The organism is Alienimonas sp. DA493 (assembly GCF_043951915.1).
Lineage (GTDB): Bacteria > Planctomycetota > Planctomycetia > Planctomycetales > Planctomycetaceae > Alienimonas.
The window spans coordinates 1-17,274 of record NZ_JBINJD010000108.1 but is presented as its reverse complement, the minus strand read 5'-3'; the positions used below and the strand labels follow the sequence as shown (position 1 = coordinate 17,274).

The 17,274-nt window shown below is 72.4% G+C and carries 14 protein-coding genes; 12 read left to right on the top strand and 2 right to left on the bottom strand.

What is annotated here, in order from left to right:
• The 11 genes from ACG2DA_RS15665 to ACG2DA_RS15615 form a co-directional block, all read left to right on the top strand.
• On the top strand, window positions 1-960 hold a 960-nt coding region (locus ACG2DA_RS15665; protein ID WP_395256728.1), incomplete at its 5' end, for an ABC transporter permease.
• 234 nt (window positions 961-1,194) lie between these two features.
• Window positions 1,195-1,863, top strand: a complete 669-nt coding sequence (locus ACG2DA_RS15660) for a cation transporter (RefSeq protein WP_395256727.1) — start codon at window positions 1,195-1,197, stop codon at window positions 1,861-1,863.
• 311 nt (window positions 1,864-2,174) lie between these two features.
• Window positions 2,175-3,794 (top strand): TolC family protein, encoded by a 1,620-nt coding sequence (locus ACG2DA_RS15655; protein ID WP_395256726.1) that lies wholly within the window; start codon window positions 2,175-2,177, stop codon window positions 3,792-3,794.
• A 93-nt stretch (window positions 3,795-3,887) separates the two neighbouring features.
• Window positions 3,888-4,316, top strand: coding sequence for a hypothetical protein (locus tag ACG2DA_RS15650; protein ID WP_395256725.1), 429 nt, complete (start codon window positions 3,888-3,890; stop codon window positions 4,314-4,316).
• Window positions 4,317-4,544: 228 nt separating this feature from the next.
• Window positions 4,545-5,990, top strand: a complete 1,446-nt coding sequence (locus tag ACG2DA_RS15645; protein ID WP_395256724.1) for an efflux RND transporter periplasmic adaptor subunit — start codon at window positions 4,545-4,547, stop codon at window positions 5,988-5,990.
• A gap of 52 nt (window positions 5,991-6,042) precedes the next feature.
• Window positions 6,043-9,513 (top strand): efflux RND transporter permease subunit, encoded by a 3,471-nt coding sequence (locus tag ACG2DA_RS15640; protein ID WP_395256723.1) that lies wholly within the window; start codon window positions 6,043-6,045, stop codon window positions 9,511-9,513.
• Window positions 9,514-9,584: 71 nt separating this feature from the next.
• On the top strand, window positions 9,585-9,932 hold the full coding sequence (locus ACG2DA_RS15635) for a hypothetical protein (RefSeq protein WP_395256722.1): 348 nt from the start codon (window positions 9,585-9,587) through the stop codon (window positions 9,930-9,932).
• Window positions 9,933-10,003: 71 nt separating this feature from the next.
• Window positions 10,004-10,546 carry a hypothetical protein gene (locus tag ACG2DA_RS15630; RefSeq protein WP_395256721.1) on the top strand — a complete coding sequence of 181 codons (543 nt, stop codon included), beginning with the start codon at window positions 10,004-10,006 and terminating at the stop codon, window positions 10,544-10,546.
• A gap of 120 nt (window positions 10,547-10,666) precedes the next feature.
• The gene (locus ACG2DA_RS15625) at window positions 10,667-11,353 is read left to right on the top strand and encodes a cation diffusion facilitator family transporter (protein WP_395256720.1); all 687 of its coding nucleotides are present in this window, start codon (window positions 10,667-10,669) and stop codon (window positions 11,351-11,353) included.
• 51 nt (window positions 11,354-11,404) lie between these two features.
• Window positions 11,405-11,602, top strand: a complete 198-nt coding sequence (locus tag ACG2DA_RS15620) for a hypothetical protein (protein WP_395256719.1) — start codon at window positions 11,405-11,407, stop codon at window positions 11,600-11,602.
• Entirely contained in the window at window positions 11,599-12,549 is a 951-nt protein-coding gene (locus ACG2DA_RS15615) for a cation diffusion facilitator family transporter (protein WP_395256718.1), read from the top strand. The genes ACG2DA_RS15620 and ACG2DA_RS15615 overlap by 4 nt, the downstream gene beginning before the upstream one ends.
• Window positions 12,550-12,616: 67 nt before the next feature.
• Here the strand turns inward: ACG2DA_RS15615 and ACG2DA_RS15610 are convergent, their stop codons facing one another.
• A complete protein-coding gene (locus tag ACG2DA_RS15610) occupies window positions 12,617-13,414 on the bottom strand; it encodes a hypothetical protein (protein ID WP_395256717.1) in 798 nt (265 codons plus the stop codon).
• A gap of 1,373 nt (window positions 13,415-14,787) precedes the next feature.
• Window positions 14,788-15,588, bottom strand: coding sequence for a hypothetical protein (locus tag ACG2DA_RS15605; RefSeq protein ID WP_395256716.1), 801 nt, complete (start codon window positions 15,586-15,588; stop codon window positions 14,788-14,790).
• Between the two features lie 587 nt (window positions 15,589-16,175).
• Between ACG2DA_RS15605 and ACG2DA_RS15600 the strand changes: the two genes are divergently transcribed.
• Window positions 16,176-16,667 carry a hypothetical protein gene (locus ACG2DA_RS15600; RefSeq protein ID WP_395256715.1) on the top strand — a complete coding sequence of 164 codons (492 nt, stop codon included), beginning with the start codon at window positions 16,176-16,178 and terminating at the stop codon, window positions 16,665-16,667.
• The last annotated feature ends 607 nt before the right edge of the window (window positions 16,668-17,274 follow it).

The window sequence follows — 17,274 nt, the reverse complement described above, 5'->3', positions numbered from 1 at the left end:
AACCGCTTCTGCCCGACCAGCAGCAAACTGCCGGAGGACTACGCCCGCACGATCCGCGAGGTGCCCGGGGTGCGGGACGTCATGCCGGTGCAGGTCTGGACCAACAACTGCCGGGCGAGCCTGGACATCGTGGTCTTCAACGGGGCGAAGCCGGAGCAGCTGCGGGAGAACCGCGGGCTGACGCTGCTCTCCGGGGACTGGGGGGCCTTCGAGGGCCGCCGGGACGCGGCGCTGGTCGGCCGGTCGCTGGCGGCCCGGCGGGGGCTGTCGGTGGGGGACACCTTTTCGATCGGCGACCTGAGCGTGGAGGTGGCCGGGGTGTTTTCCTCGCCGGTGGCCGCGGAGGAGAACGTGGCGTTCACGAGCCTCGAATTCCTGCAATACACCCGCGGCCTGGACTCCGCCGGGCTGGTGACGATGCACGAGGTCGCCCTCGCCCCGGAGGCCGACGCGGACGCCGTGGCCCGCGCGATCGACGCCGCCCTCGCCGCCGGGCCGGTCGCCACGACGACCCGCCGGAAGGGAGCCTTTCAGGCGAGCACGCTGTCCGACCTGGTGGACCTGATCGGGTTCGCCCACTGGCTGGGGTTCGCCTGCGTCGGCTTGGTGCTGGCGCTGGTCGCCACGACGACGGTGATGGCCGTGCAGGACCGGGTGAAGGAGCACGCGGTCCTGCAAACCCTCGGCGTGCGGCCGACGCGGGTGTTCGGGCTGGTCGTCTGCGAAAGCCTGTTCATTTGCCTGTTGGGCGGACTCGTCGGCACGGCCGCGGCGACGGCGGCGCTGGCGTTCGGCGGGCTGGCCGTGGGGGCGGAGGGGGTGACGATCGCCTTCCGGCCGTCGCTCTCGTTGGCCCTGACGGCCGCGGGCGTCTCCGCCGCGGTGGGGCTGCTGGCCGGCGTCGTGCCGGCGTGGCACGCGGCCCGGACGAACATCGTCGCCGACTTGAACGCCGCCTGAATGTTTGACCGCCCGCCGCCGCCCCAACCCGACCGGCGGAATTCGAGCGTTTCAGGATTCTCGTGACGTCCCGCGTCAGTCGCCCGAAAGGCTGACCGACGCTGCCTCCGCAGGAGGGGTGCGGAGCTATCTATTTGCATTCCGTCGTGGGCGCGCGGTTCGACCGCCTTCAGGGACGTCGAACTGAGGGGCGCCCCATTCCGTAACGACCGCCCGGCCGAGACGCTCCAACTCATGACTCACGAGAGAACGCCGGGGGCGGAAGACTCCTCCGGGGAAGCCTGCGGCGGCGGCTGCGCGGCCCAAGCGGCCCGGCTGGAGCGACGGACGCTGTGGCTCCTGCTCGGAATCAACGGGGCGATGTTCGCCGCGGAGGCGGTCGCCGGGTGGCTGGCGGATTCCGCCTCGCTACTGGCCGACTCCCTCGACATGCTCGCCGACGCCTTAGTCTACGGACTGGCGTTGGCGGCGGTCGGGCGGTCGGCCCGCGGCGGGGCGGCCGCGGCGGCGGTTAGCGGGGGGCTGCAACTGGCCCTCGGGGCCGGCGTACTTCTCGAAACGGGCCGGCGGTTTCTGGAGGGCAGCGAGCCGGCCGGCGGGGCGATCGCGTCGGTCGGGGCTGCCGCCCTAATCGCGAATTTGCTCTGTCTGGCTTTGCTGGTCCGGCACCGCGGCGGCGGCGTGCACATGCGGGCGTCGCTGATCTGCTCCGTCAACGACGTGGCCGCGAACGCCGGCGTGATCTTGGCCGGGGGGCTGGTGCGGCTGACCGACAGCCGTCTGCCGGACCTACTCACCGGAGCGGCCGTGGCGGCGGTCGTATTCTGGGGCGGCGTCCGCATCCTCCGCGAGGCTCACGCCGCCGCGTCGCTCGTAAGTCAGTCCGGGCGGCACACGCCGTGACCCACGCCAATGGTCGCACCTAGGCTCCCGTCGACCGCGGGGGGCGTTCGGACTCACGGCCCGGCTGAACGTCCTCCCGCCCTCAGTAGAGACCGAGCACGGGTTCCGGGAACGTCGACCGCGGACGAACGGTTTCGGCCGGCCGCGAAGCCGCCAGAGAGCGGCCGCAGACTGCCCAAACCGAACGACCGGCCGCCGTCTCGGAGGGGGGGCTTGAAACGGTGGTGGGGTATCGGCCGCCCGTGTCGATTGGAACGTCCGTTAGCCCCGAACCTCGTCGCCCCCGCACGTCGGGGCGGAAGGACGCCCCGATGATTCCCCGCCGCTCCCTGCTGCCGATCGCCCTCGCCGGACTGGCCGGGTGCGGGACCGGCGACGCCCTGACCGCGCACCGCTTCGACGCCGGCAGTCCGCTACGGGCCGAAGCCGTCGCCGGGTACGGCGTGCCCGCCGGGGCGGTCGCCGCGTCCGTCGTCGTTCAGGACGAACCCGGCCCGGGGGTGCGTACCGTTTCGTACCGGCAGGCGGAGCCGGAGCCGTCCGTCGACGAGGGACTCGATCGGGGCGACGCGGACGAGACATCAGCGCTCGCCCCGGCCGAGACCGCGGACGGGGCGCCCGAAGTCGCCGCGCCCGCCCCCGCCCCGCTGCCGTTCCTCGGCGAGGGCGATGGCGACGCGCCCGCCGAGGCCCGGCCGGCCGGCGGGCTGACGCTGGCGGAGGTCGAGAACGCGGCCGTCGCGAACAACCCGACCCTCCGCGGCGCCGGCGCGGCGGTGGACAAGGCCCGCGGCATCCTCACGCAGGTCGGCCTCTCCCCCAACCCCACCGTCGGCTACACGTCCGAGGACATCGGCGAAGGGGGCTCCGCCGGGCGGCACGGCGTGTTCGCCTCCCAGACCTTCGTGACCGCCGACAAGCTGGAGTTGAACCGGGCCGTCGAAAGCTGGGAGGTCGAGGGGCTGAAGTGGCGGGCCGAAGCGCAACGGCTGCGCGTCCTGAACGGGGTGCGGCGCCAGTTTTACGTCGCTCTGGGGGCGCAGCGCAGACTGGAACTGGCGGAGGAACTGGTCGGGCTCGCCGAAGAGGGGGTGTCCGCCGCCGCGGAGCTGTTCGAGGCCGGAGAGGTCGCGCGGCCCGACGTACTGCAGGTGGAAATTCAGCTCGGCGAAGTGCAGATCGTGCGTCGGGACGCGGAATTGGACTACGAGGGGGCGTGGCAGCGGCTGATGGCGTTGGCGGGCACGCCGCACCGCCCCGTCGGCCGGCTGGACGGCGAACTGGAGAGCCCCGTCGTGGACCGCGAGTTCGAGTCGCTGTACGCCGAACTGCTCGCCGCGACGCCGGAGTTGCGGGCGGCCCGGGCGCGGGTGTCGCGGGCGCGGGCGGCGATCTGCCGGCAGCAGGCCCAACCCGTGCCGAACGTGCAGGCGCAGGCGGCGCTGACCTACGGGTTCGGCGGGGACGAGCCGATCGGCGGCGTTCAGGTCGGGCTGCCGCTGCCGGTCTTCAACGACAACCGGGGCAACGTCGCCGCGGCCGTGGCGGACCTTCACCGGGCCGCCGCCGAGGTGGATCGGCTGGAGTTGGCGCTGCGGGCCCGACTGGCGGACGCCCTCCGCGACTACCGCCGGGCGACCAACCGCGTGACCCGGTACACGGAGAACGTGCTGCCCGCCGCCCGCGAGAACCTCAGCCTCACCGAGGAGGGGTACCGTCAGGGCGAGTTCGACATCGTGCGGGTGTTCACCGCCCGGCGGAGCTACTTCGAAGCGAACCTCGCCCGGGTGGCCGCCCTCGCCGACGCCCGCGCCGCGGAGGTGGCCGTGGACGGCCTGCTGCTGTTCGACGCCCTCGACGAGATCCCTGACGCCGGCGGCGACAACTTGCAGGGCGTGGGACTGCGGGGCGAGGCCCTGAGCGGGCAGTGATCGTGAGGATCGGCCGGATTCTGCCGATCCGGCTTCCCGGCCGTCGCCGATCTGCTAACCTTCCGCGGCACGCACTGCACCCGTTGTTCGCCCGTGTTCCGTCTCGTCACCCCGCTGACCACGCTCGCCGCCGTGCTGGCGCACGCGGTGCTGGGGTGTTGCCTGCACCACGCCCACGCGGACGGGGCGCCCTGCGGGGCGGAACCGGCCGCGGACCACGTCCATGTCGGCCACGCCCACGGTTGCGGCTCGCACGGGCCCGCCGATGACGGCCAAGGAGATCACGGTCACGACGAGGGCCACCGGCACGACGGCGGGTGCAACGAGTCTGAATGTATCTGGCTGACGGCGCCGTTCGTCGCCCCGCCGGCCCTCGCCGCCGCCGGATTCTCGACGATTCTCGAGAGCCTGCGAACGGACGTCGGCGCTCCGGGATTCCGCTCGGCGCCGGGTGGAACGTCAGGGGTTTCGCTTCGAGGCGGTCCGGGCGACCGCCTGCGCACGCGGGTCTTTCTGCTTTAACGTAGCTGCGCGCCGGCCGTGACCTCGGCGGCGCCCCCGGCCTGACGGCCCCCTCTTCTCTTGACCCGGATCGGTCCGGGTCGCCCCACGCCCCTGTTCGGCCTGCCGCCGGCGATATGCCGCCGCGGAGCCGGTCGGCCGGCGTCGGTTCCCCCCTTCGCCCACTCCGGTGCTCCCGTGCGCCTCGGCAAACTGCATCTTTCTCCGACGCGGCTGACGCTCGTCGCCGTGCCGGCCCTCCTCCTCGTCGGTTGGCTGACCGCCGGATGGTGGCTGCCGGGCCTCTCCGCATTGGCCTTCGGGGCAGACTCCGCCGCCGACGCCGCGGGGGAGGACCCGCACGCCGGTCACGACCACGGCGTCGCTGCCGCGGGCGAGGTCGTGCGCCTGTCCGATCAGGCCCGCGGCACCATCGGGCTGCGGACCGCGGAGGTCCGGCTGACCGACTTCGACCGCGCCGTCACGGTGCCCGGGGTCGTCACGCAGCGGCCCGGCCGGTCCGACCTGCAGGTCTCCGCCCCGATGACCGGCGTGATCACCGACGTGTTCGTCACCGAGGGGCAGGCCGTCCGGCCCGGCGACCCGCTGTTCGTCATGCGGCTGACCCACGAAGACATCGTGCGGGCCCAGACGGAGTTCCTCAAAACGTTGGAGGCCCTCGACGTGGAGGAGCGGGAAATCGCCCGGCTGCGGAACGTCTCCGGCGGGGTGGTGGCGGGCAAAGTCGTGCTGGAGCGGGAGTACGAGAAACAGAAGCTCGAGGGGCTGCTGAAGGCCCAGCGGGAAGCCCTGCGGCTGCACGGGCTGGAAGAGGCGCAGGTCGCCCGCATCGCCTCCGACCGCAGTCTCGTGCGGGAGATCCGGATCCTCGTGCCGGAGCCGCACGACCCCGCCGAGCCCGGCCACGACGGCCGGCACGACCTGTTCGCGCGGGAGGCCGTCGCGGAGCCGCGCACCCCTTCTGCGGGCGTTTCCGCCCGACGGATCAGCCTGCAGGACGCTGCCGGCAGCGAGGTCTGGCCGCCGCTGACGGTGGAGCGGCTGACCGCCCACGCCGGGGACGCCGTCTCCGCGAACGCGCCGCTCGCGGAACTGAGCGACCTGTCCCTGTTGTACGTCGAGGGCCGGGCGTTCGAGCGGGACGCCGCCGCGGTCGCCGCCGCGGCCCGGGAGGACCGCCGCGTCACCGCCCTGCCGACCGACAACCTCGCCGGCCCCTCGGACCCCGTGGCCGGGCTGGAGATCGCGTTCGTCGCCAACCGCGTGACGGCGGACTCGCGGGTGCTGCCGTTCTACGTGCTGCTGCCGAACGAGGTGGCCAGCGACCGCCGGCAGGGCAGCGGCGGCGAGCGGTTCCTCACCTGGAAGTACAAGCCCGGCCAGCGGATGCGACTGCGGGTGCCGGTCGAGACCTTCCGCGAGGCGATCGTCCTGCCGGTCGAGGCGGTCGCGGAAGCCGGGGCGGAGCGGTACGCCTTCGTGGAGAACGGGGCCACGTTCGAGCGGCGGCCCGTCCGCGTGCTCTACCGGGACGCCGAGTCCGTCGTGATCGCCGACGACGGGTCGCTGCTGCCGGGCGAATCGGTCGCCGTCAGCGCCGCCCACCAGTTGCAGATGGCGCTGAAGAACGCCGCGGGCGGGGCCGTCGACCCCCACGCCGGCCACAACCACTGACGACCCCGTCCCGCCCCGACTCCCACGACGCCCCGCACGCCCCGCCGCCGCCATGTTGAACGCGATCATCCGCTTCGCCCTGCACAACCGCCTGCTCGTGCTGGCGGGCGCGCTGCTCGTGCTGGGGCTGGGCGGCTGGCGGACCGCCGGCCTCACCATCGACGTGTTCCCGGACCTGAACCGGCCGCGGGTCGTCGTCATCACGGAAGCCCCCGGCATGGCGCCGGAGGAGGTGGAGGCCCTCATCACCTTCCCGCTGGAAACCAGCCTCAACGGCGCCAGCGGGGTGGAGGCCGTGCGGAGTTCCAGCGGGGTCGGCATCAGCATCATCACGGTCGACTTCGCCTGGGGCACCGATATTTATACCGACCGGCAGGTCGTGGCGGAGCGGATGCAGCTCGCCGCCGAGCGGATGCCGGAGGGCATTAAACCGACGCTCGCCCCCGTCAGTTCCGTCATGGGCCAGATCCTGATGCTGGCCGTCTGGAGCGAGGGAGTTGAGAGTGAAGAGTTGAGAGTTGAGAGTGAAGAGTCGAGGGTTGAGCGGGACGAACCGGGAGACGCCGCGAACCGCTCGTCGCTCTCGACCCTCAACTCTCAGCCCTCAACTCGACCCACCGGCCCGCTGGAACTGCGGACGCTGTCGGACTGGGTGATCCGCCAACGGCTGCTGACGATCCCGGGGGTCAGTCAGGTGTTCGTCATCGGCGGGGGGCGGAAGCAGTTTCAGGTCCGCGTCGACCCGGACGCCCTGCGGGCCTACGGGCTGACGCTGGACGAGGTGAAAGAGGCCGTCGCCGAGAGCAACCTCAACGCGACCGGCGGCTACCTCGACGAACGCGGCCCGACCGAGCTGCTGGTCCGCGGCCTCGGCCGGGCGACGACCGCCGAGGACCTGCGCAAGGTCGTCGTCACGATCCGCGGCGGCCGGTCGGTGGCGCTGGAGCAGGTGGCGAACGTCGTCGAGGAGGCCCAGGTGAAGCGGGGCGACAGTTCCGCGTTCGTCCGGGAGGCCGACGGGGACGGCTTCGCCGGCGGCCCGGCGGTCGTGTTGACGATCGCCAAACAGCCGGGGGCCGACACCCGGGCCGTCTCCGACGCGATCAACGCCGCGCTGGCCGACCTCGCCCCCTCGCTGCCGGACGACGTCCGCATCGAGCGGGTCTATTCGCAACGCAGCTTTATCGACCGCAGCATCGAGAACGTCGTCGAGGCCCTCGCCGACGGCGGCGTGCTGGTGGTCGTAATTTTATTCGCCTTCCTGCTGAACTTCCGCACGACGTTGATCACCCTGACGGCGATCCCGCTGTCGATCGTGGTGACGGCGCTGGTGTTCGCCGGGTTCGGGCTGGGCATTAATACGATGACGCTCGGCGGGCTCGCCGTGGCGATCGGGGAGCTGGTCGACGACGCGATCGTCGACGTGGAGAATATTTTTCGCCGGCTGAGAGAAAACAAAGCCCGCCCGCCGGGCGAACGGCTGAACCCGCTGGTGGTGACCTTCCGGGCCAGCACGGAGATTCGCAGCTCGATCGTGTTCGGCACGGCGATCGTCGTGCTGGTGTTCCTGCCGCTGTTCGCCCTGCAAGGGATGGAGGGCCGGCTGTTCGCCCCGCTGGGGGCCGCGTACGTGGTGAGCATCCTGGCGTCGCTGGCCGTGTCCCTGACCGTCACGCCGGCGCTGTGCTCCCTGTTGCTGGTCGGCAACCGCGGCTGGCACGCGGTCGCCCCGCTGCTGGGGCTGGGGATGAGCGGCGCGACGTTCTACTGGATCGCCCCGCGGGCCGCCGAGATCTTCGGGGCGGAGGCGCTGCGCCCCTCGCACCCGCTGTGGTGGACGCTGGCCGTCGCCCCGGCGTTCTGGCTCGGCGTGGAGGCGCTGGACCGGTTCGCCTCCGGCGGGGACGAGGAGGGCGCCTTCCTGCGGGGCCTGCAGTGGGCGGCCGGCGGGGCGATCCGCGGGGCGACCGCCCTCGCCTGGCCGATCCTGCTGGTCACCGCCGGCGCCGTGGCCCTCGCCGGGGTGCGGATGTCGACGCTGGGGCGGGACTTCCTGCCGCCGTTCAACGAGGGGGCCATGCAGGCGAACGTCGTGCTGTACCCGGGTACGTCGTTGAACACGAGCAACGAGATCGGCCGGGCCGTCGTGGAGAAGCTGCTGGCGGTCGACGGCGTGCGGTCGCTGGTCCGCCGCACCGGCCGGGCCGAACTCGACGAGCACGCCGTCACGGTCAACATCAGCGAGATCATCGTGGAGTTCGCCCCCGACACCGACCGCGAGGCCGCCCTGGAGGGCCTGCGGGAGGCGATCGCCGACGTCCCCGGGGCGACCGGCAGCGTCGAGGGCCCGCTGGCCCACCTCATTTCGCACATGATCAGCGGCGTGAAGGCGCAGATCGGCGTCAAGCTGTACGGCGACGACCTCGACCTGCTCCGCCGCAAGGGGGAGGAGTTGCAGGCGGCGATGTCCGGCGTCCCGGGGGTGGTCGACGTCCAGCTCGAACAACAGGTGAGCATCCCGCAGCTGCGGATCGAACTGGACCGCGACGCCCTGCTGCTGAACGGCCTGCGGCCGGCGGACGTGATGGAATTCGTGGAGACCGCCATGAACGGCGAGGTGGTCTCCGAGATCCTCATCGGCCAGCGGACATTCGACCTGCTGGTCCGGCTGGACGAGCCGTTCCGGGAGGACCTCGACGTGCTCCGCCGGTTGACCCTCACCACGCCGGAGGGCGGGCAGATCCCGCTGGAGTCGGTCGCCCGGATTTATGAAAGCGGCGGCCCGAACACGATCAACCGGGAGAACGTCCGGCGCCGGATCATCCTGCAGGCCAACGTCTCCGGCCGCGGGGTGGTCGAGGTCGTGGAGGACGTGAAGGAGCGGTTCGCCGACGTGGAGCTGCCGTCCGGTTATTTCCTGGAGTTCAGCGGGCAGTTCGAAAGTCAGCAGAGCGCCAGCCGCACGCTGGGACTGCTGGGGGCGGTGTCGATCGTGGGGGTGTTCCTCGTCCTATATACGCTGTTCGGATCGGCGAACTTCGCGTTGCAGGTGATGGCGGCGCTGCCGACGGCGTTCGTCGGCGGGGTGATCGCGTTGGTGATCACCGACCAGACCGTCACGGTGGCGGCGCTGGTCGGATTTATTTCGCTGGCCGGCATCGCCAGTCGCAACGGCATTTTATTGCTGAACCACTATCTGCACCTCGTCAAATACGAGGGCGAAGACTGGACCCGCGACATGGTCGTGCGGGCCGGCCGGGAGCGCCTGGCGCCGGTGCTGATGACCGCCCTGACCAGCGGCATCGGGCTGGTCCCGCTGGCGCTGGCCGCGGGGGAACCCGGCAAGGAGATCCTCTACCCGGTCGCCACCGTGATCATCGGCGGGCTGCTGACCAGCACCGCCGCGGAATTCGTGGTCCGGCCCGCCCTGTTCTGGGCCGTCGGCCGCCCCGCCGGCCGCCGCCTCGCCGCCGAGAGCGGCGCCCCGGTCGCCCTCACCGAAGAGACCGACGAGCCCGTCTGAAGCGTTTTTCCCGGGCGTCGGGGTCCCCCGCCGCCCGCTTTTCCCCTGTCCCCTGAGAGAAGGAGTTCGCCATGAACCGCCGACTGTTCCCCCTGTTCGCCGCCGCCCTCGCCCTGACCGTGGCCGCGTCGCCCGCCTCCGCCGCGGCGCCGGCCGACGCCTACGCCGACGAGGTCGTCGCCTACCGGGCCGAGAAATGGCAGTCCGCCCATTTCGACGACGCGGAGAAGGCCCAGAAGCACGCCGCGACGCTCAAGAAGCTCGGCTGCGAGGTCAAGACCGGCGCCCACGGCGGCCACACGGACGTCTCCCACCGCTGCCCGGAGTGGCGTGAGATCTCGCTGAAGACCCACGAGAAGGCCCACCAGTGGGAGGACTGGCTGAAGGCCAACGGCTTCGAGACCCGTCACGCCCACTGACCCGCTCGTCCCGCCCGGAGCGCCTCCGGGCGGGCCGTTTCCCGCTATCCCCGACTCTGAAAGACAACAGGATGAACACCGCCCCCAAGATTCTCGCCTCCGCCCTCGCGTTGGCGACCTCCGCCGCGTTCGTCGGCTGCGCCGCGGAAACCGACGAACCGCTAGCGCTGGACGACGCCCCGCCGGCCCTCGCCGACGATCACGAAGGGCACGACCACGGCGACCACGCCCACCCGACCGAGGGCCCGCACGGCGGCGGGCTGATCGAACTGGGCGACGAGGAGTACCACGGCGAACTGATCCACGACGAGGCGGCCGGAACCGTCACGATTTACGTCCTGAACGACCACGCCGACGCCCCCGCCCCGATCGAAGCGGCCGAGGTCACGGTGACGGTCGTGCACGACGGGAACCGGGAGTCGTTCGCCCTCGCCGCCGACCCGGACGCCGGCGACCCGGACGGGCGGTCCTCGCGGTTCGTCTCCTCCGACGCCGAACTTGCCGAGCATCTGGACCGCGAGGGCGGGACGGCCAAGCTGATGGTCAAGATCGACGGCCGCGCCTACAGCGGCGACGTCGCCCACGACCACGACCATGGGGGACACGGGCACTGAGGCCGTCGGCCTGATCGCACGGCGCCCCGGCCGCGAACTCGCCGCGGGGGCGCCGTCCGAGCCCCCGGGGGTCGGCCCGCACCGGCCTCCGGGGGTGTCGTGTCCCAAAAATTTGGAATTATGGACGAAGCGAACGAACCCGCGAACGGCGACCGATCGGACGACCGCGGCCGCCTGCTGGCCCGCGGCCGCTGGGTCGAGGTCGCCAGCCTCGCCTACAACCTGACCGAGGTCGGGGTGTCGGTCACCGCCGGTCTGCTGACCGGCAGTTCCGCGCTCGTCAGCTGGGGGGCGGACAGCGCGGTGGAGTCGGTGTCGGCCGGCACGCTCATCTGGAGGCTGCGCGGGGAGGAGAAAGGCCTCGGCCGCCGGGGCGTGCTGCGGCGTAAAAAGGTCGCCCTCGGCGTGCTCGCCGGGGCCTTCGCCGTGGCCGTGGCGTTCATCCTGTACGAGGCGATCGGCAAACTGCTCCGTCAGGAGCCGCCGGGCTTCAACTGGTGGGGGATCGGCATCCTGCTGGTCTCGCTGGTCGTCAACCCCGCGTTGGCGTGGGCCAAGCATCGCTACGGCAAGAAGCTCGATTCGCCGGCGCTGAAGTACGACGCGATCGACACCCTCATCTGCGAATATCAGACCGTCGTGGTGCTGATCGGCCTCGGTCTGGCGAAGTGGCTGGGCTGGTGGTGGGCGGACCCGGCGGCGGCCCTGCTGATCGTGCCCTACGTCGCGTGGGAGGGCTTTGAGGCCGGCCGTGACGCGTTGAACGTCGCCCCGGACGAAGACGCCGAGCCTTCCGCCGACGACTGAATCCGCCCCTCGCGCCCCCTCGTTGACCCGACGCCGAATATTCCCACTCCGATGAACGCACTCGTGATCGTCACCGGAGTACTGGAGGCGGTCCTCTGGTACTTCTTCCTCTGGTTTGCGCTGGATTCGATCAAAAGGGGGCGGCCCCCGTGGCTCGCCGCCGTGATTTTACTGGCGCTGGGGTACGCGGCGTTCGTCGCTTGCCCTTGGGTCCGCGACACCGACGCTTGGGAGCGGCTCGCCCGATGACAGGCAACCACTCGCACGGTCACGATCACGCCCCCGCCGATTACGGGAAGGCCTTCGCCCTCGGCGTCGGGCTGAACGTCCTGTACGTCGCCGTGGAGGCCGGCTACGGGCTGTGGTCCGGGTCGCTGGCCCTGCTGGCGGACGCCGGGCACAACCTCTCCGACGTGGCCGGGCTGTTGCTGGCCTGGGGCGGGTTCGCCCTGGCGAAGCGGCCGCCGACCGACCGCCGCACCTACGGCTGGCGGGGGGCGACGAACCTCGCCGCCCTCGGCAACGGGCTGCTGCTCTTGGTCGCCGTCGGGGCGATCGCCTGGGAGGCCGTCGGCCGGTTCGCGGACCCCGCCGAGGTCCCCGGCCTGACGGTGGTGGTCGTGGCGAGCCTGGGCGTGGCGATCAACACCGTCACGGCGATGCTGTTCTTCGCGGGGCGGAAGGGGGACGTGAACGTCCGCGGGGCGTTCCTGCACATGGCCGCCGACGCCGCCGTCAGCGTGGGCGTCGTCGTCGCCGGGCTGCTGATCCGCTGGACCGGCGCCGACTGGATCGACCCGGTCACCAGCCTCGTCATCGCCGCGGTGATCCTGATCGGCACGTGGGGCCTGCTGCGGGAGGCGTTCGACCTGTCCGTGCAGGCGGTCCCCGCCGGCGTGGACGTGCCGGCGGTGCGGAAGTTCCTGCTCTCCCGGCCCGGCGTGACGGACGTCCACGATTTGCACGTCTGGGCGATGAGCAGCACCGAAACCGCCCTCACCGCCCACCTGCTCAAGCCGCTGCCGGCCGGAGACGACGGGGGCGGCGGGCCCGGCGCGCCGGGGGACGAGGACGGCTTCCTCGCCGAGCTGACGGGCGCCCTGCACGACCGGTTCGGGATCGAGCACGCCACCGTGCAGATCGAACGCCGTTACGACCCGCGGCTCTGCCGCCAAGCGGAACCGGGCAGCGTCTGAACGAGGCCCGTTACGGAAGCGAACCGACCGCCGCCCGTCATGGGCGACCGCCGGTACGTCGTGACTTTCAGTTACTCCCTCGCCGGACCTGATCGCGGGACGCGTCGGCGACAAAGGCCGCGGGGTCGGCCTGCACGTCGCGGACGCACTCTTCGCAGCAGACGAAGACCGCCCGATCGCCGACCGGCACCTTCCACGGGGTCCCTAACGTTCCCAGCCGGCGGTCCTCGACGGGGCAGACGGCTTGGTCGTACAACGCGGCGCGGTCGGCGGCGGTCGCCGGCGCCGGGCGTCCGACCGCCGGCGGGGCGGCGATGCGGGTCGCCTGCCGCACGACGATCCCGTCCGGCCCGGCCCCCGGCACACCGTCCAACCGCACGGCGACGGCGACCCGCCGGCCGGCGACTTTGCCGAGGTCGAGCGGCAGCGCCAGCGGCTCGGGTCGTCCGTCACGGTCGCGGGTCGCGGTCAGTTCGTACCGGTACCGCTTCTCGCTGCCCTCGACCCGCAGTGCGACGACGCCGCGAACACGGTCAGACGGCAGATCGCGGCCCCCGGCGTCGGTGAGCCAGAAATGCAGGCCGGTGCGGTCGAGCAGCGTTTCGACCCGCACGCTCCCGAAGCGGTCCAGTTCGCCCCCGTGCGCGCCGTGGTCGTGCCCCGCGTGCTCGCCGTGCAGGCCGCTGTGGTCGTGCCCGGCGTGATCGTCGCCGACGGGGCCGTGCTCGTGTCCGGCGTGGTCCCCGTGGTCGTGGCCGGCATGATCGCCGTGATCGTGACCGGCGTGGGGGTCGTAGGCGGACTGGGCCGCGGCGCCGCTCGCCGTCAGCAGGGCGAGGGCGGCGGTCGAGATCAGAGTTTTCATCTGAGGATCCTTCGTGCTTTCTGTCGTCGTTCGGCTCCGGCGACGGCCGGAACGGGGAACTCCTTCGCACGCCCCGTGCCGGCGACGAGGTTCGGCGGGCGAGCGTGATCCGAACGCCTGCGGTCCAGCCGGATCGCCGCGACGAAGAACGCGGTCCACAGTTCCGGTAACCGCGGGAGCCGTTGTCGTTCCGACAATTGCGCCGTCGCACTGAACACACCCGGGCGGCGGACGACCAAGCGGAGCGAGGCGAGATGCGGGAATCCCATCCAAGCCGACGTCGAACGCGCTCGGCGGTCCTACACTGCGCCGCCCTGCCGACTGACGGCACATCGTCCGCCGGCCGTGCCCGGGCACGGAGATTTCCCATGCGAGGGACGCCGACTGATGAACCGCCCGTTCTCGCGTGCGAGACGTCGCGGGCGCAGACCGTCCAACAGTGCCAGCTTTTCAGACGCGGGGGTGTGGGCGTAGCGGTCGGGCTTACCGCCGGCGGGATCGGAACCGGTAATCGTCTTCGCCGGTTCCCCCGTCTTAGTTCCCGCGCGACGGGCGTTGATTTCGCGACCGCCGTCAGCCGGGCGAGAAGATGTTGCGCCGTCGATGCGCGACCGCCTGCGGGCGAAGCGTTTGTCTGCCTCGCCCGCCCGCGCTCTTCAGGCGGGTCACGACGGCGGTGAGCCCCAGCTCCGCCACGTCGGCGGCGAGGAACCCGCGACCCACCCCGAGGTCGGCGATCCCGCCGAGGTCGGCCCGCTCCGGCCGCCGCTCCGCCGGGTACCCGGGCCGGGCGCCGCCCTCGGGGTGCGGTCGAACTACGCGGCGCCGGTCAGCGGGTAGCGGGACAGGTTCGCCACCTTCCCGCTGTCGCAATCGGCTCCGGCCGGGTGTGGACGATCGCAACGACGCGTTCGGGCCGGCCGGCGGCGGGGCCCTCCCTCGGCGGCCGTCCCGTCTGCCGAGACGCTCCACGGGGTGGTCCCAGTCGACACAGGGCTTCGGCACGGGCCGGGAGCGGCGTCCTCCCACGCATTACGGCCGGCGGCGTGTGAGGCCCGAGGGGGCACCGCCCCCTCGGGCCTCCCCCCGCTGGGCGGCGGCCGCGGTTATCGTAACGCTCCAGGGGTCGGGAGACCCCGCGATCGCTCCGCCGCGACAGGGCCGCCGGCGGCGTTTTGGCGGAATTCTTGGGCGAAAGGGCGACCGCCGAGGGTCGCCGCCGCTCAATCTCCATTTTCGGCGACGACCGCCGGCGGGAGGCGGCGGGCCGGCCGCGGACGCTGCGGTCGAGCGACCAGGGGCGGGGCCTGCGAATCGAGCCCCGCTCCGGGGGGAAACGGAGCGGCCTTCGGACGGTGCGGCGCGGGGAACCGTTACCGCGAGAGCGGGCCGGTGCGGGACACGACGAACCCGACCGCGTCCAGCGCCCCCGCGGCGGACCCGGGAAGACCGGCGGAGTCGGCCGGCGGGTCCGTCCTCAGCGGGAGCCTCAGCGACGCCCCCTCCGCCCTGCCGGCCAGCCGCACCCGGTGGGCCAGCGACAGGGTCGGCACGCCGCCCAGCAGGACCACCGGCGGCGGGAGCGGGGTCCGCTTTCGCGACCGGCGGGTTCTCGACGTCTCCAAGCCCCGCATGGAGTTCACGACGGTCTCGAGGTCGGCCGCGACCACCACCGTGTCGCCCGCCCGCGGCCGGTCCGCCGCGGGCCCGCCCAAAGTCGCCGCGGCCAGCGTCTCGTCGATCCGGACGGCGTAGGTGCCGATCGCGGCGAACTCCGCCGGGGCGTGATGTGCGTCCAGCACGGTCGCCCCGGCCGAACGGCCGGCGAGGAACCGGTCGAGGAGCGGGACCGCCGCGACCGGGGCCGGCCGGCCGGTCAGCAGGGCCGAGACGTCCGCCCCCTCCGCCGCCAGTCGTTCCAGCAGCCAGACGGCGGGCGGCGTCTTGCCGTCGAGGGCGTCGCTGATCCGCGGCTGCGGCACGCCCCACGCCCGGGCCGCGGCGGACTGGCTGCCGTGCAGCGTGAACAGCACCTCTGTGACCCGCCCCGCCAGTGCCGCGTGCGGTCCCTGCGGGGCGGAACGGCGGGGCGAGCGGGTCTTGCGAGCGGGCCGGCCGGCCCCCCGCGGCCGGGCGGTTCGGGCGGGGTCGTCCGGGGGCCGGGCGGCGGGCATGCCGGGCACCCTACGGCGCCGAACCGCGTCGCCGCGACGGTATCGGATAACGCGTTACGTTTCGCGAAACAGAAGCTTTCAGATCAGCCGCCTGGTCCAAGAAATCTCGTCTGAAATCGACATCCGCACGATAACGGAAATCGCGGTAACTACGAGGGTCCACAGCCTGGCGAACAGCGACGGGACAGCGCCGCCGCCGCGGGCGGCACGATCCCGAGCCCGGGGCGACCGACCGTCAGCCGCAGGTCGCTGCCGAACGGGCCGGGGCGGTCGCCGCGTCGTCCCGGCAGTGATTTTGCGGGAGGTGAAGCACCGGGAGGACGAGAGGACCGTGGGCGACGCGCCCGAGCCCACGGCAGGACGAACGGGGGGCAGCCACAGCCAGCGATTCCGAGGGGGACGTTTCGGCGACTGAGCGGTCCGGCGCGGCACCGGACGACGCAGCCGGGCGGTACGTCCCGACGCTCCGCTAGCCCGCACCTTACGCCCGTCCGACCTGCCGACGGCTCCGACCGCTTGCGCGGCCGCACTGCCGGACGAGAATGCGTGCGGCCCGACCCAGTCCAACACCGCCGCCGATCAGCAGCATGACGACGAACGCCACCGTCCCGATGGCCGGCCGAGCCTGGACCGCCGACGAGGAAGCCCTGCTCCTGACGACGACGGACGCGGCGTTCGCGAAGGCGACCGGCCGGACCGAGGGGGCGGCGAACAGCCGCCGGCGGAAGCTGGGCCTGCCGAACTCCCGCAGGACCTTCGGGCCGGACGGCGCCAACGTCACGCCGGAGGCGGCGAAGGCCCTGACGAACTGCGTGAACGCGCTGCAGCGGGTCGTGACCGACGCCGCGATCCGGGCGGCCAGGGCCCGTGCCGGCGCCGGCGGGGAGATCCCGGTGATCCAGAGGGCCGACGTGGACGCCGTCCGCGGCGAACTGTTCGCCGTGCTGCTGCGGGGGCTTCCGAAGGGCGCCGGCGGGCCGACCGCGGCGGCGATGAGGCAGGCGGCCGGCGGGGGCGGGGTTCCACAGGAGAAGGGCGTGCGGCGGCGGGGGGCCCGCGTTACCTCCGTGGGCATCTGAGAGACGCGGCCCGGGCGGAGCGCCGTGACTGCAGCGGGCGACAGCGCAGACACGCTGTACCTCACCACCGGGCTCAGCGGCTTCTGCCCGACCCCCGCCCGCCGGTCGTCGCCACTACGGTGTCTGCGACGCCGGCTCGATGCTCATCCGGCCGCGGCTCTCCGCCTACGCCCCCTGGGGGACGGGGCAACTCGGCAGCAAGGGCGGACGGCCGGCGAATCTGTCGACGGCGGCTTCCCGTCGGCCCCACGCCGCTCTCCGGTCCGTGAAAGCCCTGAGCGTCGCCCCCCCCCCCCCGCAGGCTGGTCGCGTCGACCGTCGGGATCGGTCCCTTCGACGGCCCCGGCCCGCCGAATTGAACTGTGTCAGTCGGGCGGACGGTGCGGCGGCGTGCAACCGGGAACATATCTCACGGTCTCACCGCCACAGCGGGATAGAGATCCGCTCATCGTGTACCGGTAGTACTGTTCGGTATCTATGTTTTGGAAAAAGTGTGAGAACGTGACGTAGGCCCTCTTCCGCTAGGGGGCTTGGACGAGACGTCTCACGCCGGTCTCACGCGGGCGGGGCCGCACGGTGAGACCGTGGGGCCGGCGGGCGGTTCCCG